Here is a 26148-nt window from a genome sequence, read left to right on the forward strand (position 1 = left end):
CGACAAATACCCCGCGAAATCAGATATATTCGCCGCGATTGCGTCGTTTCGAAGAAGCCTTTTTGCGACGCCCTGCGACATTGACGAAAACTGGGCGCTCCCTTATAAGCCGCGCCAACTGTCCGCGATGGCCCGGTTCTTGACCGGGGGCGGCTCTTTGGGGCCGTACAACGGCTCGTTCGAGCCCGCCAGCATCACCGGACTCCATCTCAATACAACGGCAAATTGCCCGGTCAGCGGAGAATTACCCGTGAAGCGGACTTATCAACCCAGCAAACTGGTGCGCAAGCGCCGTCACGGCTTCCGCGCCCGTCTCGCCACGGCCGGCGGCCGCAAGGTCCTCGCTGCGCGTCGTGCGCGCGGCCGCAAGCGCCTGAGCGCCTGAGCCAGGACGTCTCCTCTCCGGAGATACCCATTATGGATCGGCTGAGGCAGCGGGCGGATTTCCTCGCCGTTGCCAATGGCGCACGGGCGAATACCGCAGCTTTTGTGCTGCAGGGCCGCCGCCGTGACGATCAGGGCCCGATCCGCGTCGGCTATACCGTCACCAAGAAGAATGGCACCGCGACCGAGCGCAACCGCATCCGCCGCCGGCTTCGCGAAGTGATGAGACGGGTCGATGCCGTATTCATGCGGCCGCACCATGATTATGTGCTAGTCGGCCGCCGTGACGCGCTGACCCGCGACTTTGCGACCATGATTGACGACCTGCGGTCGGCGCTGCGCCGCCTCGACCGGCCTGCGCCCCAAACGGCTACCAATAAGGCGGGTAACAAAAGTGCGCCCAATCCGAATGGAATGACGAGACCCTAAGAGATGTCCGACAACCGCAACACGATCCTTGCCGTCATTCTGTCCGGCCTCGTCCTGATCGCCTGGCAATACTTCTACAACGTGCCGCAGATGGAGAAGCAGCGCGAGGCGCAGAAGCAGGCCGAATTGCTGAAGCCATCGCCGCAGCCGACCCCGGGTGCCGCCCCCGGCGCTGCTCCGGGAAGCGCAGCGACGCCCTCCCCGGCACCGGGCACGCCTGCTGCTGACGCTCCGGTGGCGAGCCGCGAGACCGTGCTCGCAGCCGGCCCGCGCATCAAGATCGAGACCCCGCGTGTCATCGGCAGCATCGCGCTGAAGGGCGCGCGGATCGATGATCTGGCACTCGTCCAGTTCCGCGAGACCGTCGACCCCAACTCGCCGGCCGTCGTGCTGCTGTCGCCGTCCGGCACGGCCGAACCTTATTATGCCGAGTTCCTGTGGCTGACCGCCAACGGCTCGTCGGTGAAGACGCCGGATGCCGAAACGGTCTGGCAGCAGGAGGGATCGAACAGCCTGTCGCCGAGCACGCCGGTGGTTCTGAAATACGAGAACGGCCAGGGCCTGACCTTCCGCCGCACCATCTCGATCGACGATCGCTACCTCTTCAGCATCAAGGATGAGGTCGTCAACCAAGGCAGCGCGCCGGTGACGCTGTACCCATTCGGCCTGATCTCGCGCGGCGGCAAGCCGCCGGTCTCGGGCTACGCGATCCTGCACGAAGGCCCGATCGGTTATCTCGGCGAGCAGGGCCTGCAGGAATACACCTACAAGAACCTCGACGAAGCCAAGACCCCGACCGGCGGAAATTCGCGCGGCATCGTATTCTCGAAGGTCACCGACGGCTGGCTCGGCATCACCGACAAATACTGGGCCACCGCGCTGCTGCCGGAAACCAATGCGACGCTGGACAGCGCCCGCTTCACCACCGGTGATAAGCGCTACCAGGCCGACTACATGCTCGGCGCGCAGACCATTCCGATCGGCGGCACCGGCGTCGCCAATGCGCGGCTGTTCGCCGGCGCCAAGGAGGCCGCAACCGTCGGCCTCAACTTCCCGCTGGTCGGCTTCGGCGGCTACAACAAGCAGCTCGGCCTCAACCATTTCGATCTCTTGATCGACTGGGGCCACTTCTACTTCATCACCAAACCGATGTTCCTGGCGCTCGACTGGTTCTATCGCCTGGTCGGCAATTTCGGCATCGCGATCCTCTTGGTGACCGTGATCGTGAAGCTGTTGTTCTTCCCGCTCGCCAACAAGTCCTACGCCTCGATGGCGAAGATGAAGTCGGTGCAGCCGCAGCTGCAGGCGCTGAAGGAACGCTATCCTGACGACCGCGTGAAGCAGCAGCAGGAGATGATGGAGATCTACAAGAAGGAGAAGATCAACCCGATCGCCGGTTGTCTTCCCGTCGCCTTGCAGATCCCGGTGTTCTTCTCGCTCTACAAGGTGCTGTTCATCACCATCGAGATGCGGCACGCGCCGTTCTTCGGCTGGATCAAGGACCTCTCCGCGCCCGATCCGACCAACCTGTTCACGCTGTTCGGCCTGATCCCGTTCGATCCGATCGCGCTGCTCGGACCGCATTTCGGCGCCTATCTGGTGATGGGCATCTGGCCGATCATCATGGGCATCACGATGTGGGTGCAGATGAAGCTCAACCCGGCGCCGCCGGATCCGACCCAGAAGATCATCTTCGACTGGATGCCGCTGATCTTCACCTTCATGCTGGCCGGCTTCCCGGCGGGTCTCGTGATCTACTGGGCCTGGAACAATACGCTCTCGGTGCTGCAGCAGAGCTTCATCATGCGCAAGAACGGCGTGAAGGTGGAGCTGTTCGACAATCTGAAGTCGACGTTCGCCAAGAAGCCGACGTAGGAAGCACCGTCATTGCGAGCGAAGCGAAGCAATCCATGCCTCGGCACGAGGAGAGATGGATTGCTTCGTCGCTTCGCTCCTCGCAATGACGGAACCAGAGCGAGCCGCCGCACATGACCGCCGAACCCGATGCGGAGCTGATCGAGCGAGGGCGAAAGCTGTTCGCGGGCGACTGGCGCTTCATCTGGGCCTCGCCCTCGATCGAGACGCTGCCGCCGATGGCCGGCCTCGAGGTTGCCTTCGCCGGCCGCTCCAACGTCGGCAAGTCGAGCCTCATCAACGCGCTGACCGGCCGCAGCAACCTCGCGCGCACCTCGCACACGCCCGGCCGTACCCAGGAATTGATCTTCTTCGAGGGGCCCGAGAAGGCAGCCTTCCGCCTGGTCGACATGCCCGGCTACGGCTACGCTTCGGCGCCGAAGACCAAGGTCGCGTCATGGACCGCGCTGATCCACAAATTCCTGCTCGGACGCGCGACGCTGGCGCGGGTCTATGTGCTGATCGACGCGCGCCACGGCATCAAGGACGTCGACCTCGACGTGCTGAAGACGCTGGACAAGTCAGCGGTCAGCTACCAGGTCGTGCTGACCAAGGCCGACCAGGTCAAGCCCGGCGAACTGAAGACCGTCACCACTGAGACCATCGCCAAGCTCGCCAAGCATCCTGCGGCGTTTCCCGACGTGCTGGTGACCTCGTCACGCACCGGCGACGGCATGCCGGAGCTGCGTGCCGCCATGGTGCGCCTGATCGAGGAGCGGCGTTGATGAACGGCATGTCCCGCCTCCTGATCGCCCTTGCCGCGATCATGGGCGCCTGCGGCGTGATGCTGGCCGCAGCCGCAGCCCATTTGCCTGACGCCACGCGGCTGGCAGCGGCATCCTCGATGCTGCTGTTCCACGCCTCCGCCGCGATCGCGGCGATTGCGGTCGCGGACCGCGCGGTCATCCATGCCAGGCTCGGAATCGTGGCGGCAGCAGGCTTCGTCATCGCGGCGTCATTGTTCGCAGGCGACCTGGTACTGCGCCAGTATGCCGGCCATGGATTGTTTCCGATGGCGGCACCATCAGGCGGAACGCTGCTGATCCTGAGCTGGCTGGTGCTGGCGGTTTCGGCGGCGTGGCCGAAGCGCTGATCCGTAGCCCGGATGGAGCGCAAGCGAAATCCGGGAATCCCGTCGCGGGTGGCGACCCCGGATTGCGAAGCCTGTCATCGGGCGCGCGTTCGCGCGACCCGTTGGCTTCATCCGGGCTACGGATACAACCTCTCCCGCTTTGCGCCCTGCCCGGCAATCAGATAGAACCGCGCCCGTCCCTCCGCTGACGATGAGACCAGCCCCATGACCGACCAGCACATCAGCCCGCTCGATCAGGCCCGCATCCTGTCCGAGGCGCTGCCGCACATGCAGGAATATGACGAGGAAACCATCGTCATCAAGTACGGCGGCCATGCCATGGGCGCCGAGGACACCGCCAAGGCGTTCGCGCGCGACATCGTGCTGCTCGAGCAGACCGCGATCAACCCGGTGGTCGTGCATGGCGGCGGTCCGCAGATCGCGACCATGCTGAAGCGCCTCGGCATCCAGTCGGAATTCGCCGCCGGCCTGCGCATCACCGACGCCGCCACCATCGAGATCGTCGAGATGGTGCTGGCGGGATCGGTCAACAAGCAGATCGTCGGCTACATCAATGAAGCCGGCGGCAAGGCCGTCGGCCTCTCCGGCAAGGACGGCAACATGGTGAAGGCGTCGAAGACGACGCGCACCATGGTCGATCCCGACTCCCATATCGAGAAGGCGGTCGATCTCGGCTTCGTCGGCGACCCCGAAAAGGTCGATCTGACGCTGCTCAACCAGCTGATCGGCTATGAGTTGATCCCGGTGCTGGCGCCGCTGGCGACGTCGAAGGACGGTCAGACGCTGAACATCAACGCCGACACCTTTGCCGGCGCGATCGCCGGTGCGCTGAAGGCCAAGCGCCTGCTGCTGCTGACCGACGTGCCCGGCGTGCTCGACAAGTCCAAGAAGCTGATTCCGGACCTGTCGATCAAGGAAGCCCGCAAGCTGATCGCCGACGGCACGATCTCCGGCGGCATGATCCCGAAGGTCGAGACCTGCATCTACGCGCTCGAACAGGGCGTGCAGGGCGTCGTGATCATCGACGGCAAGACCCAGCACGCGGTGCTGCTCGAGCTCTTCACCAACCAGGGCACCGGCACGCTGATCCACAAGTAATGGCAGACGCGGGACACACGGCGAGGCAACCTCGCCGGTCGCCGGCGGCGCGGCTCGCGATGGCGCTGCCGGCCGCGCTGGTGTCGTTCCTGTTCTCGTCGGCGCCGGCGCATGCCGACCTCAAGCTCTGCAACCGCATGAGCTATGTGATCGAGGCCGCGATCGGCATCGACGACAAGGCCGCAACCGCGACGCGCGGCTGGTTCCGGATCGATCCGGCGACCTGCCGGGTCGTGGTGCAGGGCGCGCTGACCGCCGACCGTGTGCTGCTCAACGCCCGCGCGCTCGGCGTCTATGGCGCCTCGCCGATCCCGCAGAACGGCACCGATACGCTGTGCGTCGCTCAGGACAATTTCGTGATCGCCGCCGCACGGCAATGCCGCTCCGGCCAGACCCCGGCGCAATTCACCCAGATCACGCCGACGCAGACCGATGACGGCAATCTCGTCGCCTATCTCGCAGAAGACAGCGAATATGACGACGAGCAGGCGCGGCTCGCCGGCATCCAGCGGCTGCTGGTGATCGCGGGCTACGACGCGGCGCCGATCGATGGCGTCGACGGGCCGAAGACCCAGAGCGCGCTGTCGGCCTTCCTCAGGAGCCGCGGGCTCGGCAGCGACATCGTGCAGTCGCCGAACTTCTTCGCCACCATGGTCGATGCCGTGCAGAAACCGTCCGCGTCAGGACTGACCTGGTGCAACGACACCCAGTACAAGGTGATGGCGGCGGTCGCGACCGACGACGGCAAGGTGGTGACCAGCCGCGGCTGGTATCGCATCGACCCCGGCAAATGCCTGCATCCCGACGTCACCGGCACGCCGAAGCAGATCTATTCCTTTGCCGAAGCGGTCGATGGCGACAACCGCACCATCCGCATCAAGGACAAGCCCTTGAACTGGGGCGGTGCGGTGCCGCTCTGCACCCGCGACAGCAAGTTCGAGGTCAACGAGCAGGGCGATTGCACCACCCGCGGCCTCACCGCACTCGGCTTCACCACCGTCGACATGACCAGTGGCGGCAAGACGCTGCGCTTTGCGGTGCCGTGATGAAGATGACGGCGCTGCATATATCTCCGTCGTCCTGGCGAAAGCCCATTACCACAGGCAATCATTTGGCGAAGACTGGTCGTGGTCGACGGTTGTGCAGTATTGGCTCCCCGCTGCATTTGATGGATCACGCGGTATTGGTCCTGGCTTTCGCCAGGACGACGACGGAAAGATAACATGAAAGCTCCCCGCGGCTTCGGCCATGTCGAGACCTGGGTGTTCGACCTCGACAACACGCTGTACCCGCATCACGTCAATCTGTGGCAGCAGGTCGATGCGCGGATCGGCGAGTTCGTCGGCAACTGGCTGAAGATCTCGCCCGAGGAAGCGCGGCGGCTGCAGAAGGACTATTACCTGCGCTACGGCACCACGATGCGCGGCATGATGACCGAACACGGCGTGCAGGCGGACGACTATCTCGCCTATGTACACAAGATCGACCACTCGCCGCTGCAACCGAATCCGGAAATGGGCGCTGCGATCGCAAAACTGCCTGGGCGCAAGCTGATCCTGACCAACGGCTCGGTCGACCATGTCGATGCGGTGCTCGGCCGGCTCGGCATCGGCCAGCATTTCGACGGCGTGTTCGACATCATCGCCGCCGACCTCGAGCCGAAACCGGCGCCGGAGACCTACCAGAAGTTCCTCAGGCGGCACGACGTCGATCCGGCGAAGGCTGCGATGTTTGAGGACCTCGCGCGCAATTTGGTGGTGCCGCATGAGCTCGGCATGACCACCGTGCTGGTGGTGCCCGACGGCAGCCAAGAGGTGGTGCGCGAGACCTGGGAGCTGGAGGGGCGCGACGCCGCTTATGTCGACCATGTCACGGACGATCTCACCGGGTTCTTGCAGCGGCTGAAGCCGTAGCCCGGATGAAGCGAAGCGCAATCCGGGACCGCTGTCGCCACCCGTCGGGATCCCGGATTACGCTGCGCTCCATCCGGGCTACATGCCCGCGTCAGCCTTGACTCCGCGGCCTCAAATTCCGAAAAAGCCCTGCAAAATTTCCGTCATATCCCCGATACGCCCAAGGATCGTCCCGATGTCGCTGTCCGCCCTCGAAACCACCGTCAACACCGCGTTCGACGCCCGCGAAGGCATTTCGACCTCGACCAAGGGCGAGGTCCGCGAGGCCGTCGATCACGCGCTGGAGCTGCTCGACAAGGGTGAGGCCCGCGTCGCCGAGCGCGAGGCCAGCGGCAAGTGGAAGGTCAATCAGTGGCTGAAGAAGGCGGTACTGCTCTCGTTCCGCCTCAACGACATGGGCCAGATCGCCGGCGGCCCGGGCAAGGCGTCGTGGTGGGACAAGGTGCCCTCGAAGTTCGAGGGCTGGGGCGAGAACCGCTTCCGCGACGCCGGCTTCCGCGCCGTGCCCGGCGCGATCGTGCGCCGCTCGGCCTTTATCGCCAGGAACGTCGTGCTGATGCCCTCCTTCGTCAATCTCGGCGCCTATGTCGATGAGGCCACCATGATCGACACCTGGTCGACGGTCGGCTCCTGCGCCCAGATCGGCAAGCGCGTGCACATCTCCGGCGGCGTCGGCATCGGCGGCGTGCTCGAGCCGCTGCAGGCCGAGCCCGTGATCGTCGAGGACGATTGCTTCATCGGCGCACGCTCCGAGGTCGCCGAGGGCGTGATCGTGCGCAAGGGCGCGGTGCTATCGATGGGCGTATTCCTCGGCGCCTCGACCAAGATCGTCGACCGCGAGACCGGCGAGATCTTTGTCGGCGAGGTCCCGGAATATGCCGTCGTGGTGCCAGGCACGCTGCCGGCCAAACCGCTGAAGAACGGCCAGCCGGGCCCCGCCACCGCCTGCGCCGTGATCGTCAAGCGCGTCGACGAGCGCACCCGCGCCAAGACCAGCATCAACGAGCTGCTGCGGGACTAACGACGCCGCGGCGATTCCCCATCCCTCACCGTCACCCTGAGGTGGCCGCTTCTTCAGCGGCCCTCGAAGGGTCGACGGCCCGGCTGGTGGCCGTGCATCCTTCGAGGCTCGCTCCGCTCGCACCTCCAGCGACAACGGCGAAGCCGTTGCGCGGGGATGACGGTCCAGGAAGATCGAACCAATTTCCCTTTGACTCCGACAAAACTCCGGGCCGCGAAACGTTGCCGCCGCCCGGAGCTTTTTCATGGACTGGGCCAATTACCTGTTCGGCTTCAAGGGCCGCGTCAACCGCGCCAAATTCTGGCTCGCAGTGCTGATCATCGTCTGCTGGATGATGTTCCTGGACGCGCTGGTGGTCTTGGCCGGCCTCGGCGGCAAGGATCGGTCATTCGGCTTCAATGTCGACGACATCTTCCGGGCGTTCGACCCCGACAGCTACACATCACTGACATGGGCCGGATTGCCGACGCTGCTGGTCAAGGCCGGCGGCACGCTATTGTTCGTCTGGGTCTATATCGCCGTCTCGATCAAGCGCCTGCACGACCGCGACAGGAGCGGCTGGTGGATGGTCCCGTTCTTCGCGATCCCCGGCCTCATGAGCCAATTCTCGGACCGGCTTCCCGATCAGTCCTATTGGGTGGCGGCCGCGGGCACGATCGTTTTCGTGCTCTAAATCTGGGGCTTCATCGAGCTGGCGTTTCTGCGCGGCACCTCCTACCCCAATCGCTACGGTCCCAATCCACTGGGCAAAATCCATGCGAGCCGGGGAGGCAGCCGCGGCACCGGGTCGCGCTCGACGCAGGGCTGGGATCAACAAAGCGAGCTCGATATCGTGCCGCACAAAGCTGGTCCACCCGCGCTGTGACGTGTTAAGCGAGGCGCATGACTGATGCCGTCTCGATAACCCGCGATCTGGTTCGCTGCCCCTCCGTCACCCCGGCCGACGCCGGCGCGCTTGGCGTCCTCGAAAATTTGCTGAAAACCGCAGGCTTCGAGGTTCACCGCGTGACGTTCTCCGAGCCCGGCACCGCCGATGTCGACAACCTCTATGCGCGCATCGGCAACACGGCGCCGCACATCACCTTTGCCGGCCACACCGACGTGGTGCCGCCCGGCGATGAGGCGGCGTGGACGCTCGGTGCGTTCTCGGGCGAGGTGAAGGACGGCTATCTCTACGGCCGCGGCGCCGTCGACATGAAGGGCGGCATCGCCTGCAGCGTCGCCGCCGTGCTGCAATATCTCGGCGACCATGACGGCAAGCCGAAAGAGAATGGCAACGGCTCGATCTCCTTCCTGATCACCGGCGACGAGGAAGACGTCTCGATCAACGGCACCGTCAAGCTGTTGAAATGGTGCGCCGAGCGCGGCGAAAAATTCGACCATTGCGTGCTCGGCGAGCCCTCGAATGTCGAAGTGCTCGGCGACATGATCAAGATCGGCCGCCGCGGCTCGCAGTCCGGCACGCTCATTGTCGACGGCGTGCAGGGCCATGTCGCCTATCCGCACCGCGCGTCGAATCCGGTGCCGGATATCTCGCGGCTGATCGTGGCGCTGAGCGACGAGCCGCTCGATCACGGCAGCGCGCAATTCCAGGCCAGCAACCTCGAATTCACCACGGTCGATGTCGGCAACACCGCAACCAACGTGATTCCCGGCCAAGCGCGGGCGAAGTTCAACATCCGCTACAACGACAACCACACCCAGGAAACCCTGCGGCAGCTGGTCGACGCGCGGCTGGCGAAAGCCTGCGGCAATCGCATCCGCGCCCATATCGACTGGATGCCGTCGAACTCCAACGTGTTCGTCACCCAGCCCGGTCCGTTCACCGATCTCGCGGTCGCCGCGATCGAAGAGGTCACCGGCCGCAAGCCGGAGCTGTCCACCTCGGGCGGCACCTCCGACGCGCGCTTCATCTCGAGCTATTGCCCGGTGATCGAATTCGGCCTGGTCGGCCAGACCATGCACCAGATCGACGAGCGCACGCCGGTGGCCGATCTGGAGCAGCTGACGAAGATCTATCGCGGCGTGCTGGAGCGGTATTTTGCGTGATCCAGCCGGTTGGCTGGACAAAAATAGTGAAAAACAACCCCATGCACAGTAGGGATTGTGGCCACTAATAATCTACCCGCACCAGATATAGTCCCTCCGGCGGCGCCACCGGGCCGCAGGCGGCGCGGTTGCGGGCGGCGAGTGCGCCAGAGAGATCGTCCGCGCTCCAGCGGCCCTCGCCGACCCAGACCAGCGAGCCGACCATCGAGCGCACCTGGCTGTGCAGGAACGAGCGCGCCGAGGTCACGATGTTGATGGCATTGCCGTCTCTGACGACGTCGAGCTGATCGAGCGTCTTCTCCGGCGATCTGGCCTGGCACTCGGTGTCGCGGAAGGTTGTGAAATCATGCTTGCCGAGCAGGCGTTGCGCGGCCGCGTGCATCGCATCCGCATCGAGCGCGCGCGGCACCCGCCAGACCCGGCCGATGTCGAGCGCGAGGTTCGCGCGGGTGTTGGTGATGCGATAGAGATAGTGCCGCCTGGTCGCCGAGAACCGCGCCTCGAAATCGTCCGGCACGATATCGGCCGCGAGCACGGCGATCGGATAGGGCCGCAGATGCGCGTTCAGCCCGTCGCGAAAGCGGCCAGGCGGAAAATGCTTGGCGATGTCGCAATGCGCGACCTGGCCGCGCGCATGCACGCCGGCATCGGTCCGCCCCGCGCCATGGACCCGCACGTCCTCGCCGCAGATCGCCTTGACCGCGGCCTCCAGCGCGCCCTGCACGGTCGGCGCGGTGTCCTGGATCTGCCAGCCGGAGAACGGCGTGCCGTCATATTCGATGGTGAGCTTGTAGCGGGGCATCAGTTGAGCCGCGCCGGCGGCTTCAGCGGCGTGCCGCGCAAAAAATCCGCCGCCTTGGTCGGCGTCTTGCCGGCGCGCTGCAATTCGAGGATCCGGATCGCGCCGGCGCCGCAGGCGATCGCGAAGGTGTCGTCGAGCACATCGCCCGGTTGGCCCGAACCCATGGCCAGCTCGCAGCGCAGGATCTTCAGCCGCACCGGCTCGCCTTCGCCTGAAAGCTCGCACCAGGCGCCGGGGAACGGCGACAGCCCGTGAATGTGCCGCAGCACCGCGTGCGCCGGCTGCGTCCAGTCGATCCGCGCCTCGGCCTTCTCGATCTTGGCGGCGTAGGTGACGCCGTCGGCGCTTTGCCTGGTCAACTGCAACCCGCCGCGCTCGAGCCCGGCCATCGCACGCACCATCAGGTCGGCGCCGAGCGGCGCCAGCGCGTCGTGCAGGTCGGACGCCGTCATGCTGTCCGTGACGGCGAGACGCTCGGCCATCGCGATGTCGCCGGTGTCGAGGCCGACATCCATCTTCATCACCATCACGCCGCTCTCGGCATCACCGGCCATGATGGCGCGGTTGATCGGCGCGGCGCCGCGCCAGCGCGGCAAGAGCGAAGCGTGCAGGTTGAAGCAGCCGAGCCTGGGCGCGTCGAGGATCGCTTGCGGCAGGATCATGCCGTAGGCGACGACGACGGCGGCATCCGCGTCATGGGCGCGAAACTCCGCGAGCGCTTCGTCTGTCTTCAGCGTCTTCGGCGTCAGCACCGATATGCCGAGCCGGCGCGCCTCCTGCTCGACCGGTGTCGGCTGCAATTGCAGGCCGCGGCGACCACCGGGCTTCGGCGCACGGGTGTAGACCGCCACAACTTCATGGCCATGGGCCACGAGCTCCAGCAGCGTCGGCACCGCGAAATCGGGCGTGCCCATGAAGATCAGGCGGAGAGGCATGGATCAGGTCTTCCGGGCGTGACAGCGGAGAGCGCGCCTACTCCGCCGCGCGCTTGGCGGCCTTCTCGAATTTCTTGAAGACGCGGTCGCGCTTCAGCTTCGACAGATAATCCACGAACAGCACGCCGTTGAGATGGTCGATCTCGTGCTGGATGCAGGTGGCGTAGAGCCCCTCGGCATCCTCCTCATGCAGCTTGCCGTCGAGGTCGGTGAAGCGCAGGCGCACCCGCGCCGGGCGCTCGACCTCCTCGTAATATTCGGGGATCGACAGGCAGCCCTCTTCGTAGACCGACAGCTCGTCCGAATGCGAAATGATCTCCGGATTGATGAACACCCGCGGCTGCGGCGTGGTCTCGCCGTTCTCGTCGCGCTTGGCGAGGTCCATGGTGATCAGCCGCAACGGCTGCGCGACCTGGATCGCCGCGAGCCCGATGCCGGGCGCGTCATACATGGTCTCGAGCATGTCGTCGGCGAGCTTGCGGATCTCCGGCGTCACCTTCTCGATCGGTTTCGACACCAGCCGCAACTGCTTGTCCGGCAGGATGATGATTTCTCGTAATGCCATGGCGGCGATTTAAGCCGCGGGCCTGATGCGGTCAATGCGTTCAGGAACCCGTTAAGACAGCCTTAACCACGATTCTTCACGCCTGATTAACCAAGAAAATTAGGAAAGCATTTACCATAAATGTTCCCTCTTCGTTCGCATGCGGCCGCGAATCGGCTACAACGGCTGGCATGAACGAGATTCTTCTCATGTTTGGCGACCTTCCGGTCCGCGTCTCCGACGCGCTGATCGGGCTTGGCGCGCTGACGCTGATCCTGCTGTTCGCCATCGCCGTGGTGATCGCCCGCGCCAGCCGGCGTGGCGCGGAACTGGCGATGGCCCAGGCCATCCGCGCCGACGAGCTGGAGGAGCGGCTTGCCGACATGCTGCGCGCCCAGAGCGAATCCTCCGGGCGGGTCGACGCCAAGGTCGATGCCTTCGCGCAGGCGCTCGCCGGGCGCCAGGCCGAGATGGCCCGCGCCGTCAACGAGCGGCTGGATTCGGTGACCCACCGGGTCGGCCAGTCGATGGAACAATCGACCCGCAACACCATGGATTCGCTGCGCGTGCTGCATGAGCGGCTCGGCATCATCGACCACGCCCACAAGAACCTCAACGAGCTCACCACCCAGGTCACGACCTTGCGCGACGTGCTCGCCAACAAGCAATCGCGCGGTGCGTTCGGCCAGGCGCGGATGGAGGCGATCGTCCAGGATGGCATGCCGAAGGGCTCGTTCGAGTTCCAGTACACGCTGACGTCGGGCAAGCGGCCGGATTGCGTCGTGTTCCTGCCCGACCAGCGCCCGCTCTGCATCGACGCCAAATTTCCGCTGGAGGCGATGACTGCGCTGCACGATGCGCGCAGCGACGAGGAACGCAAATCGGCCTGCCAGCGGCTGCGCGCCGACGTGCTCAAGCATGTCAGCGACATCGCGGAGAAATACCTGATCCCGGGCGAGACCCAGGACACCGCGCTGATGTTCGTGCCGTCGGAATCGGTCTATGCCGAGATCCATGACGGCTTCGACGACGTGGTCCAGAAGGCCTATCGCGCCCGCGTCGTGCTGGTGTCGCCGTCGCTGTTGATGCTGGCGATCCAGGTGATGCAGCAGATCCTGAAGGACGCCCGCATCCGCGACGCCGCCGACCAGATCCGCAACGAGGTGATGCACCTCGGCGATGATCTCGGCCGGCTGCGCGATCGCGTGCTCAAGCTGCAAAATCACTTCGGCCAGGTCAACGAGGACGTCAGGCAGATCCTGATCTCCGCCGACAAGATCGAGAAACGCGCCGGCCGCATCGAGGAACTCGACTTCAGCAAGGCCGAGACCCCGATCGAGGTCCCCCGCTTCGTCAAGCCCGCCGCCGCCGACCTGTTCCCCAGCCCGCGCAAGCTGCAGGCGGGGGAGTGATTGTAGTTTTAGAAGTTGCTTGGCGCGCTCGCGCCATCCAATCGGTGTCATCGCCCGGCCTCGACCGGGCGATCCAGTATCCCAGAGGCGGCAGTTTGGGGCGACGCAGCTACTACGTCTACATCCTCCCCAGCCACATCGGCGGCACGCTCTATATCGGTGTGACAAATAACCTCACTCGCCGCGTGGGCGAGCACAAGCTGAAACTCATCAAGAGCTTCACCGAGAAATACGATGTGGTGAAGCTTGTCTACTTCGAGCAGTTCGATGATCCTGATAACGCGATCAAGCGCGAGAAGCGGTTGAAGAAGTGGAATCGAGCCTGGAAGGTTCGTCTGATCGAACAGCACAACCCAAATTGGGAAGACTTGTATCCGGGAATTGCAGGTGTCTAACTATGCGTCATGCCCCGCGAAGGCGGGGCATCCAGTACGCCGGGACGACGGTGGCTGGACGGAATCGTCACGGAGTACTGGATCGTCCGCCTTCGCGGACGATGACCTCACGATGGGATAGATGACCGCCCCCGACGCCACAGCCATGCCGGAAAAAACCACCCCTCCCGCCACCTCCTGGCGCGACAGTTTTGCGGTGTATCTGCAGCCGCGGGTGCTGATCGTGCTGCTGCTCGGCTTCTCCTCGGGGCTGCCGCTGGCATTGTCGGGCTCGACGCTGCAGGTGTGGATGAAGGAGGCCGGGGTCGATCTCGGCACCATCGGGCTGCTGGCGCTGATCGGCACGCCCTACACGCTGAAATTCCTCTGGGCGCCGCTGGTCGACGCGCTGCACGTGCCGCTGTTCACGAAAGTGTTCGGACGCCGCCGCGGCTGGCTGCTGTTCTCACAGCTGTTGCTGATCGCGGCGATCCTGGTGCTGGCGGTGGCCGATCCGGCGCGATCGCCATGGTTCGCGGCGTTTGCCGCGCTGTTGGTCGCAACCGCGTCATCGACGCAGGACATCGTGGTCGATGCCTTCCGCGTCGAGAGCCTGCCGGAAAGCGAGCAGGCCGCCGGCATGGCGTCTTATGTCGCTGCCTATCGCGTCGGCATGCTGGTCTCGACCGCCGGCGCGCTGTTCATCGTCAGCGGCTTCGAGTCCGCAGGCCTCGCGCGGCCATCGGCGTGGATGTGGGGCTATGTGGTGATGGCCGCACTGGTGGTGATCGGCATCGTCACCGCGCTTGCGGCGACCGAGCCGGCGCAATTGAAAGGCGCCGAGGCGGCCACGCATGCGCAGAACGCCGCCGAACGGGTGTTTCACGCCGCGCTCGGCGCATTCTCCGAGTTCCTCAGCCGCAAGGATGCCTTCGCGGCGCTCGCCTTTGTTGTGCTGTTCAAATTCACCGACGCCTTCTCAGGCACCATGACCGCGCCGTTCGTGATCGACATCGGCTTTTCAAAGGTCGACTACGCGGCGATCGTGAAGGGCGTCGGGCTTGCCGCGACCCTGATCGGCGGCTTTGCCGGCGGCTTCGTAGCGCGGCGCTATTTGCTGGCGTCGAGCCTGTGGATCGGCGGCGTGCTGCAGGCGGTCGCCAACCTGTCGTTCTCCTGGCTCGCCCATGTCGGGGTCGATCAATGGGCGCTGGCGCTGGCGATCACGGCGGAGAACTTCACAAGCGCGATCGGCACCGTGATCTTCGTCGCCTACCTCTCGGCGCTGTGCCGCAATCCGCTGCACACCGCGACCCAGTACGCGCTGCTGACGGCGCTCGCGGCGGTCGGCCGCACCTACCTGTCGTCGGGCGCGGGCTATGTCGCCAAGGCGGTCGGCTGGCAGGGGTTCTTCGTGATCTGCGTGCTGGTCGCGATCCCGAGCCTGATCCTGCTCGCCTGGCTGCAACGGCGCGGGCATTTTGATGAGCTGGGGCCGGTGCGGGTTTGAGCATCCGCTGTCATCACCCGCGAAAGCGGGTGATCCAGTATTCCAGAGACGTTCGTGATTCTGTGGAGAAGCCGCGGCGTACTGGATCGCCCGGTCGAGCCGGGCGATGACACCGCAACTGAGGTAGCTACTTCGTCACCACGCTCCACTTCGTGACGATGGCTTCGCTCATCTCGCCGGCGTCCTTGGCGCAGGCGACCTCGTCGACCTTCACCGAGATCGCCTTGCCGGAGAGGCTCTTGAGCTGCGCGGCCTGGGCATCGTTGGTCGGAACGAGCTGGAAGGTTTCCGGCCCGGTTTCGAGATTGCACAGGCCGTTCGGCGGCGGCAGGCGGCGCGGCTCGCTGGTGATCTGGTAGGTCGCGACGCGCTTGCCGCGATTCTTGGTATCGCGCACCTTCATGACGCCGAGTTCCCCGGACAGCACGTCGCCTGCGTGAATGATCTTGCCGGGCTTCTGCGCTGCATCGCTCTCTTGCGCGATGGCACAGGGCGCAGCGAGGATTGCCGCGAGACACGCAAAGCCCAAGCGTACGCCGAATCGGTGTGTCGTCATTTGCAGTGGTTCCGTAGTAGATTCGTCAGATCTGTTTGAGCATGATCTTTTCGGAAAACCGGTTTCCACTTTTCCGGATCATGCTGTTGTGCGTGGATGGCCATCCCCGAATCGTCATCCACCCTATCATTTTGTCTGAGCGCGATCTTTTCGACTTGTGACGGATCGGCCGGCAATATCGCCAGGGCCTGCTCTCAAGTGCGCGCTAGAACAGCGTCCGCTGCCGCATCGCAGCCGATAGCGTACCTTCATCGAGGTAATCAAGCTCGCCGCCGACAGGCACGCCATGCGCCAGCCGCGTCACCCGCACGTTCGCCTCCGACAACAGGTCGGTGATGTAATGCGCGGTGGTCTGGCCATCGACGGTGGCATTCAAAGCGAGAATGATCTCACTGACTTCAGGCGCATGCGCGCGCGCCACCAGTTGATCGATGGTGAGATCCTGCGGACCGACGCCGTCGAGCGGCGACAGCGTCGCGCCAAGCACGTGATAGCGGCCATTGGTCGCATTGGCGCGTTCCAACGCCCAGAGATCGGCGACATCGGCGACCACAACGATGATCGCGGGATCGCGGCGCGGGTCGGTGCACACGGTGCAGGGGTTTTGTGTATCGATGTTTCCGCAGGTCTTGCAGACCTGGATCTTGTCGATCGCGACCTGCAACGCCGCGGTCAGCGGCGTCATCAGCGCTTCGCGCTTCTTGATCAGATGCAGCGCCGCACGCCGCGCCGAACGGGGACCTAAGCCCGGCAGCCGCGCCAACAACTGGATCAGGCGTTCAATCTCGGGACCGGCAACGCTCGCGGCCATTTTAAGTGGGACCGAATCCCGGCGGCAGGCCTAGCCCGCCGGTCAGCGCCATCATCTTCTCCTGCATCGCGGTCTCGGCCTTGCGGCGGGCGTCGCCATGCGCGGTGACCAGCAAATCCTCGAGCACCTCGCGCTCCTCCGGCTTCATCAGCGACGGATCGATCTTGATGCCCTTCACTTCCATCTTCGCGGTCATGCGCACCGCGACCAGACCGCCGCCGGAAATGCCCTCGACCTCGACATTGCCGAGTTGCTCCTGCATCTCCTGCATCTTGGATTGCAGCTGCGCCGCCTGTTTCATCATGCCGAGAAAATCAGCCATGCCTGCGTTCCTATCGCCAAAGATCAATCGTCATCGCTGTCGGAAGTTTCAATCGGGTCTTCGCCTGATACGTCCGCGACCGGAACCTCGGCGGCGAGGCGGCGGACCTCGACCACCTTGGTGCCGGGGAAGCGCGCCAGCACCTCCTGGACGCGCGGATCGGCTTCGGCCGCGCGCTGATGCTCGCTGCGGGCCTGCTCGTTCTGCGAGCGCACCGTGGGCTGGCCGGCCTCGTTGGAGATGATCACGGTCCAGCGCCGCCCGGTCCACAATTCGAGCTTGCGCGGCAAATCGGTGATGAGCGCGCGCTGCGCCTTCGGCTCCAATGCGATCTCGAGCTGGCCGTCCTCGATGCGGACCAGCCGCACATCGGCCTCCAGCGCGCTCTTGGTCATGATGTCGCGCTTCTCGCCGGCGAGCGCGATCAGCTGCGGGAAGCTCGAGATCCGCAGCGCCGGCGCGGCATTGCCGGCCGGTGCCGCCATCTGCGGACGCGCGGCGAGATCGGCACGCGGCGCGGCCTGCGGGGCACGCGCCGGCGCTGATGGCATCGCAGACATCGCCGAGCCAGGTGCGCCGCGTGACGGGGACGATGCGGCGGAGCCAGATGTTGCCGGCGCGGCGCCGCCACCGTTCTGCTCGACCATCATCCGGATCGCCTCGTCCGGCGTCGGCAGGTCGGCGACATAGGCGATGCGCACCAGCACCATCTCGGCGGCGGCCGCCGGGCGTGTCGCGGTCTGCACCTCGGCAATGCCCTTGAGCAGCATCTGCCACATCCGCGACAGCACCCGCATCGACAGCTTGGCGGCGAATTCGCGCGCCCGCACCCGCTCGGTCTCGCCGAATGCGACATTGTCCGCGGTTGCCGGGATGGCCTTCACCCGGGTGACGAAATTGACGAACTCGGCAAGATCGGACAGCACCACCACCGGATCGGCGCCGACATCATACTGCGCGCGGAATTCGGTGAAGGCAGAGGCGAGATCGCCGCGCGCCAGCGAATCGAAGAGATCGATGACCCGGGTGCGGTCGGCAAGGCCGAGCATTTGTCTCACCGCATCGGCCTTCACGAGGCCTGCGGCATGCGCGATCGCCTGGTCGAACAGCGACAGGGAATCGCGCACCGAACCCTCGGCGGCGCGCGCGATGATGCCGAGCGCCTCGGGCTCGACCTCGACGCTTTCCTTGGTCGCGATATTGCCGAGATGCTTCATCAGCACGTCCGCCTCGACGCGGCGCAGGTCGAAGCGCTGGCAGCGCGACAGCACCGTGATCGGAACCTTGCGGATCTCGGTGGTGGCGAACACGAACTTGGCGTGCTCCGGCGGCTCCTCCAGCGTCTTCAGGAAGGCGTTGAACGCCGCCGTCGACAGCATGTGGACTTCGTCGATGATGTAGACCTTGTAGCGCGCGCTCGCCGGCGCATAGCGCACGCTGTCATTGATCTGGCGGACATCGTCGACGCCGGTGTGGGAGGCGGCGTCCATCTCCAGCACGTCCATGTGCCGGCTTTCCATGATCGCCTGGCAGTGCACGCCAAGATCAGGCATGTGGATGGTCGGCCCCTGCACCGAGCCGTCCGGCTTGGCATAGTTCAGGGCGCGGGCCAGGATGCGGGCGGTGGTGGTCTTGCCGACCCCGCGGACGCCGGTGAGGATCCAGGCCTGCGGAATCCGCCCGGTCTCGAACGCATTCGAGACGGTGCGAACCATGGCCTCCTGGCCGATCAGGTCCTCGAAGCTGGAGGGACGGTATTTGCGGGCGAGAACGCGGTATGGCTTGTTGGCGGCCTCAGGCGCCCCGCCGAGATCAAAGCCGCTTTGGCCTGCGCCGTCGGACGGTTGGGAGGGGGCGCCAGCGTCGTCGTTCATGCGTCGATCCGCAACTTGGGTGTCTCTTCAGCCGGCGTGCGGATGGGAGCCAAAATCAAGCGCCGGGCGCGGGGACCGCCATTCCAGCGCGATTCGCTCGGAAAAACAGGTAGGAGACTGACGAGCGACCCGATCCGGACCTCGTTAGGGCTGCTTCCTTCCGGACCTGACCCGGTTGGCGAGTGGCTCGTCCACCGCCAATCTCCCGGTCCCTATTTGGGGCCAAAACCGCCGGAAAGCAAGCGGCCTGACCCGGCTTTGTAAGGCTGGCTTTGCGGGGCTTGTCTGGGAACACGGAAAGGCATTATTTGCCCTCATGCCCGCCTCCAACTGGTCGCTGCATTCGCAGCTCAACAAGGACACCATCGACATCGGCGACCTGCCGCTGTGCAAGGTGCTCGTCATCAAGGATGCGCATTATCCCTGGCTGTTGCTGGTGCCGCGGCGCGACGGCGCGGTCGAGATCATCGACCTCGACGAGGTCGAGCAGGCGCAGTTGATGACCGAGATCACCCGCGTCTCGCGGGCGCTCAAAGAGGTCACCAAATGCGACAAGCTCAACGTCGCAGCGCTCGGCAACCTCGTCCCGCAGCTTCACGTCCATGTCATTGCGCGCCGCACCAGCGACGCTGCATGGCCGCGTCCCGTTTGGGGCGTGATGCCGCCGCTGGCGCATGATGCCGAGGAAGTGCAGAATTTCATCAGCGCGCTTCGCCGCAAGATCTGGTTGGGTTGAAATTCAATGTCCGCATCCGATTCATTTCCGCTCGGCCAGCCGGCCTTCGTCACCCATGTGCTGGACCGCGCCGCGCATCTGCGCAGCAATGACGAGAAGCTGTTTGCGTTGGAGGGCCACCGCGAGGCGCGCGCCTATGTGATCTACCGCGACTCGCTGGTCGTGAAGCAGGAGGAGGGCGGCGCCCGCGCGCTGCTCTCGCTGGAGGAGGCCCGCAGCTACGGCGCCAATCCCGGCACGATCTTCCTAGGCCTGCGCGACAGCGCGCCGATCTTCGGCATGGGGATCGCGCCGCAGGCGGCCGAGAAGCTGGTCGGCCGCAGCGACGTCGCGATCACCGAATTGCGCGGCATGGCGATGCAGGGCGTGGTGCCGCCCGAACAGCTCTCGGCGATCGCGATGGCGAAGTCGATGGTGACCTGGCATCAGCGCCACGGCTTCTGCCCGAACTGCGGCACCCGCACCGCGATGAGGGACGGCGGCTGGAAGCGCGAATGCCCGAGCTGCAAGGCCGAGCACTTTCCGCGTACCGATCCGGTCGTGATCATGCTGGTCACCTCAGGCGACAAGGTGCTGCTCGGCCGCCAGAAGCAGTTCATGCCCGGCATGTATTCCTGCCTCGCGGGCTTCGTCGAGGCCGCCGAGACCATCGAGGACGCGGTCCGGCGCGAGATCTTCGAGGAAGCCGGGATCCGCTGCACCGACGTCAATTACTACATGACGCAGCCCTGGCCCTATCCGTCATCGCTGATGATCGGCTGCACCGCGCGCGCGACCAACGAGGATATCGTGGTCGACCGCACCGAACTGGAAGATGCGCGCTGGTTCGACCATGCCGAGGCGACGCTGATGCTCAAGCGCCAGCACCCCGACGGCCTCGCCGGCCCGCATCCGTTCGCGATCGCCCATCATCTGCTCGGCCGTTGGGTGCACCACCGAAACCCGCTCGACCAATAGCGGGAACCGGACATCGTTCTGCCGATTAAATCTGGACACCAATTGTGCCAGTTGACGGAACCATTGCGACGGACCTTTGCATGAATTTTCAAGACGGCGCTCCGAAAATCCCGCCCCGCATCCTCTGCATCGGCCTGCCGGTGCGCGACCTGACCTTCCGGGTCAATGTCCCGGCACGCGGCTCCAAGGAGAATGCGACGCATTTCGACGAGATCTGCGGCGGCAACGCGCTGAACGCCGCAATCGGCATCGTCCGGCTGGGCGGCCGCGCCTCGATCTGCGGGCCGATGGGCGATTCGCGGGAGACCTCGAGCCGCTACATCTTCGACAAGCTCGGCCAGGAAGGCATCGAGACCAACCATCTCATCCACATGCCCGATCTGGTGACGCCGATCTCGGCGATCATGATCGACGACACCGGCGAACGGACCATCGTCACCTTCCGCGACCCGGAGCTGTGGAAGGTCAAGCTGCCGCCGACCGACCTGTTGCTGGAGGATTGCGCGGCGATCCTGACCGAGAGCCGCTGCGCGCCGTTCTGCACCGAGCTGTGCGCCGAGGCGGTCAAGCGCGGCATTCCCGTGGTGGTCGACGTCGACCGCGCAATGTCGATGCGGGAAGGGCTGCTCACCGCCTCCTCCCATCTGGTGTTCTCCAGCGAGCCGCTGCAGGAGACCGCCGACGTCACCGACGACGGCCAGGCGCTGCACAAGCTCGCCAAGCTCACCCCCTCCTTCCTGGCCGGCACCCGCGGGCCGATGGGCACGATCTGGCTCAATGAGCAGGGCGAGCTCGAGGAGACCCCGGCCTTCCCGGTTCATACCGTCGATACGCTCGGCGCCGGCGACGTCTTCCACGGGGCGTTTGCGCTGGCGATCACCGAGAAGCAGGAGCTGCGGCAGGCGCTGCGCTTCGCCTCCGCCGCCGCAGCGCTGAAATGCACCCGCTTCGGGGGTGCTTATGCCGCACCGCAACGTGCTGAAGTTGAAGCGTTTTTGGGCGAGCACGCCGAAGCCCCGCCGGCCTGACCGGTCAGGAACCGCTTGCGCGAGAAGATTTTTCTCTATATGAGGGATATTGATCCTTCATATGGAACTTTCTTCTATGTCCGAACTCGCCGTTCAGCTGCATGACAATAATCGCCGCCTCGACGCCATCGATCGCAAGATCCTGACCGTGTTGCAGGAGGATGCCTCGCTCTCCGTCGCCGAGATCGGCGACCGGGTCGGGCTGTCGTCGACGCCATGCTGGAAGCGGATCCAGCGGCTCGAGGCCGACGGCGTGATCCTGCGCCGCGTGGCGCTGGTCGACCAGAACAAGATCGGGCTCGGGATCTCGGTGTTCGTCTCGGTCGAGAGCGCCGACCATTCGGAAGCCTGGCTGCGCAAATTCGCCGATGCCGTCAGCGCCATGCCCGAGGTGATGGAGTTCTACCGGATGGCCGGCGACGTCGACTACATGCTGCGCGTCGTGGTCGCGGACATGCAGGCCTATGACGTGTTCTACAAGAAGCTGATCAGTGCCGTGCCGCTGAAGAACGTCACCTCGCGCTTCGCGATGGAGAAGATCAAGTCGGTGACGGCGCTGCCGGTGCCGGCGGCATAAGCGCCGGCACACACCCCATCAGATTCGATACGCCCCCAGGTAGCCGGCCTGGTCTGCATTTACCTGAAGTTAGCGCCGGCAGCGGCATTGTGCTGCGATGGTGCCGGGGGGAATCATCCCAGCGAGGCGACGGCCCGCATGGCGAGGCGCGGCTGCACTGCTGATTGCGAGCTGGATCGCGATCACAATGCTGTCGTTGCAGGTGCGTGCGGGCAACGACGTGGTGGCCGTGGCGTTTCCGCCGTGGTGGCGCGCCGAGCGCGCGCTGACGGCCGCCGCATCGGCCAATGCGTCGATCGTTCGGATGACCGCGATCCCGGCCCTGCTGGTGGTGCGGCCTGACCGCAATGGCGGGCTCACCCGGCTGTACGAGGCCGGCGCCTTGCTGACGATGGATCCGCAGGCGATCGCCGGCTGCTTCAAGGCGGACGACGATCCGGGGGTTGGGCGATCTGGGGGTTGGGAATGACCTTCGAAGACGATGAGATGGCCGCGCTGCGCGAGACGGCCAGCAAGATCCTGCTCGTGGTGCTCTGGCTGCATGTGCCGATCGCGATCGTCGTCGGCCTGTCGCTGCACACCGACTGGCTGATCCCGGCCGGCTTCATGGTCGCGATGGCGCTGGCCGCGACGGTGTCGTGGCGCACCTCCGGAAACGGCGTCTCAACGCAGCTGATCGTGGCAGTCGCCCTGATGGCCGGCGTGTCGATGCTGGTCTACCAGTTCGCCGGCCACCGCTGGCAGGTCGACATGCACATGTACTTCTTCGCTGCGCTGGCGTGCCTGGTCGCCTATTGCGACTACCGGCCGATCGTCGCCGGCACCGTGGCGGTTGCCCTGCATCACCTGACGCTGAATTTCATCCTGCCGGCCGCGATCTATCCCGGCGGCGCCGATCTCGGCCGCGTCGTGCTCCACGCCGTGATCCTGCTGATCGAGGCCGGCGTCTTGATCTGGCTCGCGCACACGCTCGCCGAACTGTTCAAGACCTCGGCGCGGAAGGCAGCCGAGGCCGAGGCCGTCAGTGCCGCCGAGGCGCGCGCCAATGCCGAGCGCATCGAGGCCGAACGGGCCAAGCACGACCGCGATGCCGCGCGGCGCGAACTGGCCCTGGGCTTCGAGCGCAAGATCGGCGAGGTCGTCGAGGCCGTCGCGGTGGCGGCGAACGCGATGCAGGGCCTGTCGGCAACGATGAACGGCAGCAACGCGGAAACCATGCGCCAGGCCAATGCAGCGGCCTCCGCATCGACGCTGGCGTCGAGCAACGTCGAAACCGTGGCGTCGGCGACCGAGGAGCTGACGGCGTCGATCAACAACATCGCCGAGCAGGTGACGCGCTCGGCGCGGATCGCCGCCAAGGCCGCCGACGAGGCGCGCCGCACCAACGGCGTCGTGCAAGGGCTTGCGGCGGGCACGCAGAAGATCGGCGAGGTGGTGACACTGATCCAGAACATCGCCAGCCAGACCAATTTGCTCGCGTTGAACGCAACCATCGAAGCGGCGCGCGCCGGCGAGCATGGCCGCGGCTTTGCGGTGGTCGCGAGCGAGGTCAAGGCGCTGGCCACCCAGACCGCCAAGGCGACCGAGGAGATTGCGGTTCAGATCCAGGATATCCAGAACGCGACCGGTGCGGCCGTCAGCGCGATCGGGACCATCGGCGCCACCATCGCCGAAATCGATCACGTCTCCGGCGAGATCGCCGCCGCCGTCGATCAGCAGGGCGCGGCGACCCGCGAGATCTCCAGCAATCTGCAGCAGGCGGCCGACCGTACAAGGGACGTCAACAAGGGCATCCTCAACGTCAACCGTGCCTCCGAACAGGCCGGCGGCGCGACCGCACAATTGCTCGATGCGGCCAACGGCCTGTCGTCGCAATCGGAATGGCTGAAGACCGAGCTCGACCGCTTCCTGGCCTCGCTGCGGGCGGCGTGAGCACCACCTTCCCAGCTGCCATCGCCCGACTCGATTGACCTACCTCACTGTCGTCGCCCGGCTTGACCGGGCGATCCAGTATTCCAGAGACAGTCATTTTCAATCGAGAGGCCGCGGCGTACTGGATCACCCGCTTTCGCGGGTGATGACAGCAGAGCACGTGGCTCAGATCTTCTGATTGTACGCGCCGACCTCGGGATGGGTGCGCAGCACGGAATCCATCGCCTCGAACATGTCGCGCATGCGCTGCTCGCTGACCGGGCTTTCGACCACGACCACGAGTTCCGGCTTGTTGGAGGAGGCGCGGACCAGGCCCCAGCTGCCGTCCGCGACCGTGACGCGCACGCCGTTGACGGTGACGAGATCGCGGATGGCCTGGCCCGCGACCTGCGCGCCGTTCTGCTGCAAGCTCTCAAAGTGCTTCACGACCGCATCGACCACGCCGTATTTCGCCTCGTCGGCGCAGTGCGGCGACATCGTCGGCGACGACCAGGTCTTCGGCAGCGCGTTCTTCAAATCGGCCATCGACTTGCCCGGCGCGCGGTCAAGCATCTCGCAGATCGCGATCGCCGACACAAGGCCGTCGTCATAGCCGCGGCCGAACGGCTTGTTGAAGAAGAAATGGCCTGACTTCTCGAAGCCGGCGAGCGCGCCCAGTTCATTGGTGCGGCGCTTCATGTAGGAATGGCCGGTCTTCCAGTAGATCGTGTTGGCACCCTGCTTCTGCAACACGGGGTCGGTCACGAACAGCCCGGTCGACTTCACATCGACGACGAACTGCGCGTTGGCGTTGATCGCCGACATGTCGCGCGCCAGCATGACGCCGACCTTGTCGGCGAAGATCTCCTCGCCGGTGTTGTCGACCACGCCGCAGCGGTCGCCGTCGCCGTCGAAGCCGAGGCCGACATCGGCCTTGTGCGCCAGCACCGCATCGCGGATTGCGTGCAGCATCTCCATGTCTTCCGGATTGGGATTGTATTTCGGGAAGGTATGATCGAGCTCGGTGTCGAGCGGGATCACCTCACAGCCGATCGCCTCCAGCACCTGCGGCGCGAACGCGCCCGCGGTGCCGTTGCCGCAGGCCGCCACCACCTTCAGCTTGCGCTTCAGCTTCGGCCGGTTGGTGAGATCGGCGATGTAGCGCGCCGGATAATTCTCGTGAAACTGGTAGGAGCCGCCGGCCTTGTTGTTGAACGCCGCGTTGAGCACGATCTGCTTCAGCCGCGTCATCTCGTCGGGGCCGAAGGTGAGCGGACGGTTGGCGCCCATCTTGACGCCGGTCCAGCCATTGTCGTTGTGCGAGGCGGTGACCATCGCGACGCAGGGCACGTCGAGATCGAACTGCGCGAAATAGGCCATCGGCGTCACCGCCAGCCCGATGTCGTGCACCTTGCAGCCGGCCGCCATCAGGCCCGAGATCAGCGCGTATTTGATCGAGGCGGAATAGCCGCGGAAGTCGTGCCCGGTGACGATCTCCTGGCGGACGCCGAGCTCTGCGATCAGCGCGCCGAGCCCCATGCCCAGCGCCTGCACGCCCATCAAATTGATTTCCTGGTTGAACAGCCAACGCGCGTCATACTCGCGAAATCCGGTCGGCTTCACCATCGGCCCGGATTCGAAGGCATAAGTGTTCGGGACCAGCGCGGGCTTCGGCTTGGGAAACATCAGGAACGGCCTCGTGGAAATGCGGAGGAACAGTGCCGCTGGCTTTAGCGAATGCATCGCCGCAACGGAAGGCAGATTGACGGCTTGTGGCCAATAATTACGGCAGATTTGGCATCGGCGAATACTTGCCCGCTGGCGCAAGACGCCCGCGCTTTTGCAGGGGCACCACTAGGCAAGGAAGGCCCGGAAGAGACCAAGAGCAGGGGCTTTAT

At 65.1% G+C, this 26148-nt stretch carries 28 protein-coding genes and 1 other RNA gene; 20 read left to right on the forward strand and 9 right to left on the reverse strand.

Translation table 11 applies throughout. The features are described from left to right. Positions 1–250: 250 nt before the first annotated feature. From rpmH to dapE, 11 genes are all read left to right on the forward strand, one after another. Positions 251–385, forward strand: coding sequence for a 50S ribosomal protein L34 (gene rpmH / locus ACVINW_RS08640; protein WP_008542748.1), 135 nt, complete (start codon positions 251–253; stop codon positions 383–385). Between the two features lie 32 nt (positions 386–417). Then, entirely contained in the window at positions 418–813 is a 396-nt protein-coding gene (gene rnpA, locus ACVINW_RS08645) for a ribonuclease P protein component (protein WP_456750899.1), read from the forward strand. A 3-nt stretch (positions 814–816) separates the two neighbouring features. Beyond that, entirely contained in the window at positions 817–2688 is a 1872-nt protein-coding gene (gene yidC, locus ACVINW_RS08650; RefSeq protein WP_456750900.1) for a membrane protein insertase YidC, read from the forward strand. A 113-nt stretch (positions 2689–2801) separates the two neighbouring features. Then, entirely contained in the window at positions 2802–3452 is a 651-nt protein-coding gene (gene yihA / locus ACVINW_RS08655) for a ribosome biogenesis GTP-binding protein YihA/YsxC (RefSeq protein WP_456750901.1), read from the forward strand. Then, a complete protein-coding gene (locus tag ACVINW_RS08660; RefSeq protein ID WP_456750902.1) occupies positions 3452–3820 on the forward strand; it encodes a DUF423 domain-containing protein in 369 nt (122 codons plus the stop codon). The genes yihA and ACVINW_RS08660 overlap by 1 nt, the downstream gene beginning before the upstream one ends. 204 nt (positions 3821–4024) lie before the next feature. Further along, positions 4025–4918 (forward strand): acetylglutamate kinase, encoded by an 894-nt coding sequence (gene argB / locus ACVINW_RS08665; RefSeq protein WP_456750903.1) that lies wholly within the window; start codon positions 4025–4027, stop codon positions 4916–4918. Positions 4919–4977: 59 nt separating this feature from the next. Continuing rightward, positions 4978–5964: a DUF1036 domain-containing protein gene (locus ACVINW_RS08670; protein ID WP_456756344.1), complete on the forward strand. Its 987-nt coding sequence runs from the start codon at positions 4978–4980 to the stop codon at positions 5962–5964. 177 nt (positions 5965–6141) lie between these two features. Continuing rightward, a complete protein-coding gene (locus ACVINW_RS08675) occupies positions 6142–6831 on the forward strand; it encodes a pyrimidine 5'-nucleotidase (protein ID WP_456750904.1) in 690 nt (229 codons plus the stop codon). A 175-nt stretch (positions 6832–7006) separates the two neighbouring features. After that, positions 7007–7852, forward strand: a complete 846-nt coding sequence (dapD, locus tag ACVINW_RS08680) for a 2,3,4,5-tetrahydropyridine-2,6-dicarboxylate N-succinyltransferase (protein WP_021079579.1) — start codon at positions 7007–7009, stop codon at positions 7850–7852. 244 nt (positions 7853–8096) lie between these two features. After that, on the forward strand, positions 8097–8525 hold the full coding sequence (locus tag ACVINW_RS08685; RefSeq protein WP_456750905.1) for a DUF805 domain-containing protein: 429 nt from the start codon (positions 8097–8099) through the stop codon (positions 8523–8525). Between the two features lie 209 nt (positions 8526–8734). After that, positions 8735–9901 carry a succinyl-diaminopimelate desuccinylase gene (gene dapE, locus ACVINW_RS08690; RefSeq protein ID WP_456750906.1) on the forward strand — a complete coding sequence of 389 codons (1167 nt, stop codon included), beginning with the start codon at positions 8735–8737 and terminating at the stop codon, positions 9899–9901. A 64-nt stretch (positions 9902–9965) separates the two neighbouring features. Here dapE and truA read toward each other — a convergent pair whose 3' ends face one another. The 3 genes from truA to def are packed head-to-tail and all read right to left on the reverse strand — an operon-like array spanning position 9966 to position 12203. Next, entirely contained in the window at positions 9966–10703 is a 738-nt protein-coding gene (truA, locus tag ACVINW_RS08695) for a tRNA pseudouridine(38-40) synthase TruA (RefSeq protein ID WP_456750907.1), read from the reverse strand. Further along, positions 10703–11638, reverse strand: coding sequence for a methionyl-tRNA formyltransferase (gene fmt, locus ACVINW_RS08700; protein ID WP_456750908.1), 936 nt, complete (start codon positions 11636–11638; stop codon positions 10703–10705). The genes truA and fmt overlap by 1 nt, the downstream gene beginning before the upstream one ends. 37 nt (positions 11639–11675) lie before the next feature. Then, positions 11676–12203, reverse strand: a complete 528-nt coding sequence (gene def, locus ACVINW_RS08705) for a peptide deformylase (protein ID WP_092122626.1) — start codon at positions 12201–12203, stop codon at positions 11676–11678. 170 nt (positions 12204–12373) lie between these two features. Here def and ACVINW_RS08710 point away from each other — a divergent pair, with 170 nt between their 5' ends. The 3 genes from ACVINW_RS08710 to ACVINW_RS08720 all read left to right on the forward strand — a co-directional run bounded on the left by ACVINW_RS08710 (position 12374) and on the right by ACVINW_RS08720 (position 15478). Beyond that, the gene (locus ACVINW_RS08710) at positions 12374–13594 is read left to right on the forward strand and encodes a DNA recombination protein RmuC (protein WP_456750909.1); all 1221 of its coding nucleotides are present in this window, start codon (positions 12374–12376) and stop codon (positions 13592–13594) included. 95 nt (positions 13595–13689) lie between these two features. Then, positions 13690–13989 carry a GIY-YIG nuclease family protein gene (locus ACVINW_RS08715; protein WP_456756345.1) on the forward strand — a complete coding sequence of 100 codons (300 nt, stop codon included), beginning with the start codon at positions 13690–13692 and terminating at the stop codon, positions 13987–13989. Positions 13990–14110: 121 nt separating this feature from the next. Continuing rightward, positions 14111–15478: an AmpG family muropeptide MFS transporter gene (locus ACVINW_RS08720; RefSeq protein WP_456750910.1), complete on the forward strand. Its 1368-nt coding sequence runs from the start codon at positions 14111–14113 to the stop codon at positions 15476–15478. A gap of 127 nt (positions 15479–15605) precedes the next feature. On the opposite strand, the gene ACVINW_RS08725 is transcribed toward ACVINW_RS08720, so the two are convergent. The 5 genes from ACVINW_RS08725 to ffs all read right to left on the reverse strand — a co-directional run bounded on the left by ACVINW_RS08725 (position 15606) and on the right by ffs (position 19247). Then, positions 15606–16034, reverse strand: coding sequence for a hypothetical protein (locus ACVINW_RS08725; RefSeq protein ID WP_456750911.1), 429 nt, complete (start codon positions 16032–16034; stop codon positions 15606–15608). Between the two features lie 205 nt (positions 16035–16239). Further along, the gene (gene recR, locus ACVINW_RS08730) at positions 16240–16845 is read right to left on the reverse strand and encodes a recombination mediator RecR (protein WP_163160808.1); all 606 of its coding nucleotides are present in this window, start codon (positions 16843–16845) and stop codon (positions 16240–16242) included. Between the two features lies 1 nt (position 16846). After that, positions 16847–17167, reverse strand: a complete 321-nt coding sequence (locus ACVINW_RS08735) for a YbaB/EbfC family nucleoid-associated protein (RefSeq protein ID WP_018269493.1) — start codon at positions 17165–17167, stop codon at positions 16847–16849. Positions 17168–17190: 23 nt separating this feature from the next. Continuing rightward, entirely contained in the window at positions 17191–19041 is a 1851-nt protein-coding gene (locus tag ACVINW_RS08740) for a DNA polymerase III subunit gamma/tau (RefSeq protein ID WP_456750912.1), read from the reverse strand. A 109-nt stretch (positions 19042–19150) separates the two neighbouring features. Continuing rightward, positions 19151–19247, reverse strand: an RNA gene (ffs, locus tag ACVINW_RS08745) — signal recognition particle sRNA small type. Positions 19248–19357: 110 nt separating this feature from the next. On the opposite strand from ffs, the gene ACVINW_RS08750 reads away from it, so the two are divergent. The 6 genes from ACVINW_RS08750 (at position 19358) to ACVINW_RS08775 (ending at position 24271) form a co-directional block, all read left to right on the forward strand. Beyond that, a complete protein-coding gene (locus ACVINW_RS08750) occupies positions 19358–19777 on the forward strand; it encodes an HIT domain-containing protein (protein ID WP_212021210.1) in 420 nt (139 codons plus the stop codon). Positions 19778–19783: 6 nt separating this feature from the next. Then, positions 19784–20734 (forward strand): NAD(+) diphosphatase, encoded by a 951-nt coding sequence (nudC, locus tag ACVINW_RS08755; protein WP_456750913.1) that lies wholly within the window; start codon positions 19784–19786, stop codon positions 20732–20734. An 80-nt stretch (positions 20735–20814) separates the two neighbouring features. Next, positions 20815–21762 carry a sugar kinase gene (locus ACVINW_RS08760; protein WP_456750914.1) on the forward strand — a complete coding sequence of 316 codons (948 nt, stop codon included), beginning with the start codon at positions 20815–20817 and terminating at the stop codon, positions 21760–21762. 76 nt (positions 21763–21838) lie between these two features. Beyond that, on the forward strand, positions 21839–22339 hold the full coding sequence (locus tag ACVINW_RS08765; RefSeq protein ID WP_212021204.1) for an Lrp/AsnC family transcriptional regulator: 501 nt from the start codon (positions 21839–21841) through the stop codon (positions 22337–22339). A 187-nt stretch (positions 22340–22526) separates the two neighbouring features. Further along, positions 22527–22808: a hypothetical protein gene (locus ACVINW_RS08770; RefSeq protein WP_456750915.1), complete on the forward strand. Its 282-nt coding sequence runs from the start codon at positions 22527–22529 to the stop codon at positions 22806–22808. Continuing rightward, entirely contained in the window at positions 22805–24271 is a 1467-nt protein-coding gene (locus tag ACVINW_RS08775) for a methyl-accepting chemotaxis protein (RefSeq protein ID WP_456750916.1), read from the forward strand. Before ACVINW_RS08770 ends, ACVINW_RS08775 begins: the two co-directional genes overlap by 4 nt. A gap of 165 nt (positions 24272–24436) precedes the next feature. On the opposite strand, the gene ACVINW_RS08780 is transcribed toward ACVINW_RS08775, so the two are convergent. Continuing rightward, positions 24437–25936, reverse strand: coding sequence for a phosphomannomutase/phosphoglucomutase (locus ACVINW_RS08780; protein ID WP_456750917.1), 1500 nt, complete (start codon positions 25934–25936; stop codon positions 24437–24439). Positions 25937–26148: the final 212 nt, after the last annotated feature.

Source organism: Bradyrhizobium sp. USDA 4461 (assembly GCF_054055655.1).

Coding starts and splice junctions, on each gene's coding strand:
- rnpA (WP_456750899.1), top strand. CDS start 418: ATGGATCGGCTGAGGCAGCGGGCGGATTTCCTCGCCGTTGCCAATGGC.
- yidC (WP_456750900.1), top strand. CDS start 817: ATGTCCGACAACCGCAACACGATCCTTGCCGTCATTCTGTCCGGCCTC.
- yihA (WP_456750901.1), top strand. CDS start 2,802: ATGACCGCCGAACCCGATGCGGAGCTGATCGAGCGAGGGCGAAAGCTG.
- ACVINW_RS08660 (WP_456750902.1), top strand. CDS start 3,452: ATGAACGGCATGTCCCGCCTCCTGATCGCCCTTGCCGCGATCATGGGC.
- argB (WP_456750903.1), top strand. CDS start 4,025: ATGACCGACCAGCACATCAGCCCGCTCGATCAGGCCCGCATCCTGTCC.
- ACVINW_RS08670 (WP_456756344.1), top strand. CDS start 4,978: ATGGCGCTGCCGGCCGCGCTGGTGTCGTTCCTGTTCTCGTCGGCGCCG.
- ACVINW_RS08675 (WP_456750904.1), top strand. CDS start 6,142: ATGAAAGCTCCCCGCGGCTTCGGCCATGTCGAGACCTGGGTGTTCGAC.
- dapD (WP_021079579.1), top strand. CDS start 7,007: ATGTCGCTGTCCGCCCTCGAAACCACCGTCAACACCGCGTTCGACGCC.
- ACVINW_RS08685 (WP_456750905.1), top strand. CDS start 8,097: ATGGACTGGGCCAATTACCTGTTCGGCTTCAAGGGCCGCGTCAACCGC.
- dapE (WP_456750906.1), top strand. CDS start 8,735: ATGACTGATGCCGTCTCGATAACCCGCGATCTGGTTCGCTGCCCCTCC.
- truA (WP_456750907.1), bottom strand. CDS start 10,703: ATGCCCCGCTACAAGCTCACCATCGAATATGACGGCACGCCGTTCTCC.
- fmt (WP_456750908.1), bottom strand. CDS start 11,638: ATGCCTCTCCGCCTGATCTTCATGGGCACGCCCGATTTCGCGGTGCCG.
- def (WP_092122626.1), bottom strand. CDS start 12,203: ATGGCATTACGAGAAATCATCATCCTGCCGGACAAGCAGTTGCGGCTG.
- ACVINW_RS08710 (WP_456750909.1), top strand. CDS start 12,374: ATGAACGAGATTCTTCTCATGTTTGGCGACCTTCCGGTCCGCGTCTCC.
- ACVINW_RS08720 (WP_456750910.1), top strand. CDS start 14,111: ATGACCGCCCCCGACGCCACAGCCATGCCGGAAAAAACCACCCCTCCC.
- ACVINW_RS08725 (WP_456750911.1), bottom strand. CDS start 16,034: ATGACGACACACCGATTCGGCGTACGCTTGGGCTTTGCGTGTCTCGCG.
- recR (WP_163160808.1), bottom strand. CDS start 16,845: ATGGCCGCGAGCGTTGCCGGTCCCGAGATTGAACGCCTGATCCAGTTG.
- ACVINW_RS08735 (WP_018269493.1), bottom strand. CDS start 17,167: ATGGCTGATTTTCTCGGCATGATGAAACAGGCGGCGCAGCTGCAATCC.
- ACVINW_RS08740 (WP_456750912.1), bottom strand. CDS start 19,041: ATGAACGACGACGCTGGCGCCCCCTCCCAACCGTCCGACGGCGCAGGC.
- ACVINW_RS08750 (WP_212021210.1), top strand. CDS start 19,358: ATGCCCGCCTCCAACTGGTCGCTGCATTCGCAGCTCAACAAGGACACC.
- nudC (WP_456750913.1), top strand. CDS start 19,784: ATGTCCGCATCCGATTCATTTCCGCTCGGCCAGCCGGCCTTCGTCACC.
- ACVINW_RS08760 (WP_456750914.1), top strand. CDS start 20,815: ATGAATTTTCAAGACGGCGCTCCGAAAATCCCGCCCCGCATCCTCTGC.
- ACVINW_RS08765 (WP_212021204.1), top strand. CDS start 21,839: ATGTCCGAACTCGCCGTTCAGCTGCATGACAATAATCGCCGCCTCGAC.
- ACVINW_RS08770 (WP_456750915.1), top strand. CDS start 22,527: ATGCTGTCGTTGCAGGTGCGTGCGGGCAACGACGTGGTGGCCGTGGCG.
- ACVINW_RS08775 (WP_456750916.1), top strand. CDS start 22,805: ATGACCTTCGAAGACGATGAGATGGCCGCGCTGCGCGAGACGGCCAGC.
- ACVINW_RS08780 (WP_456750917.1), bottom strand. CDS start 25,936: ATGTTTCCCAAGCCGAAGCCCGCGCTGGTCCCGAACACTTATGCCTTC.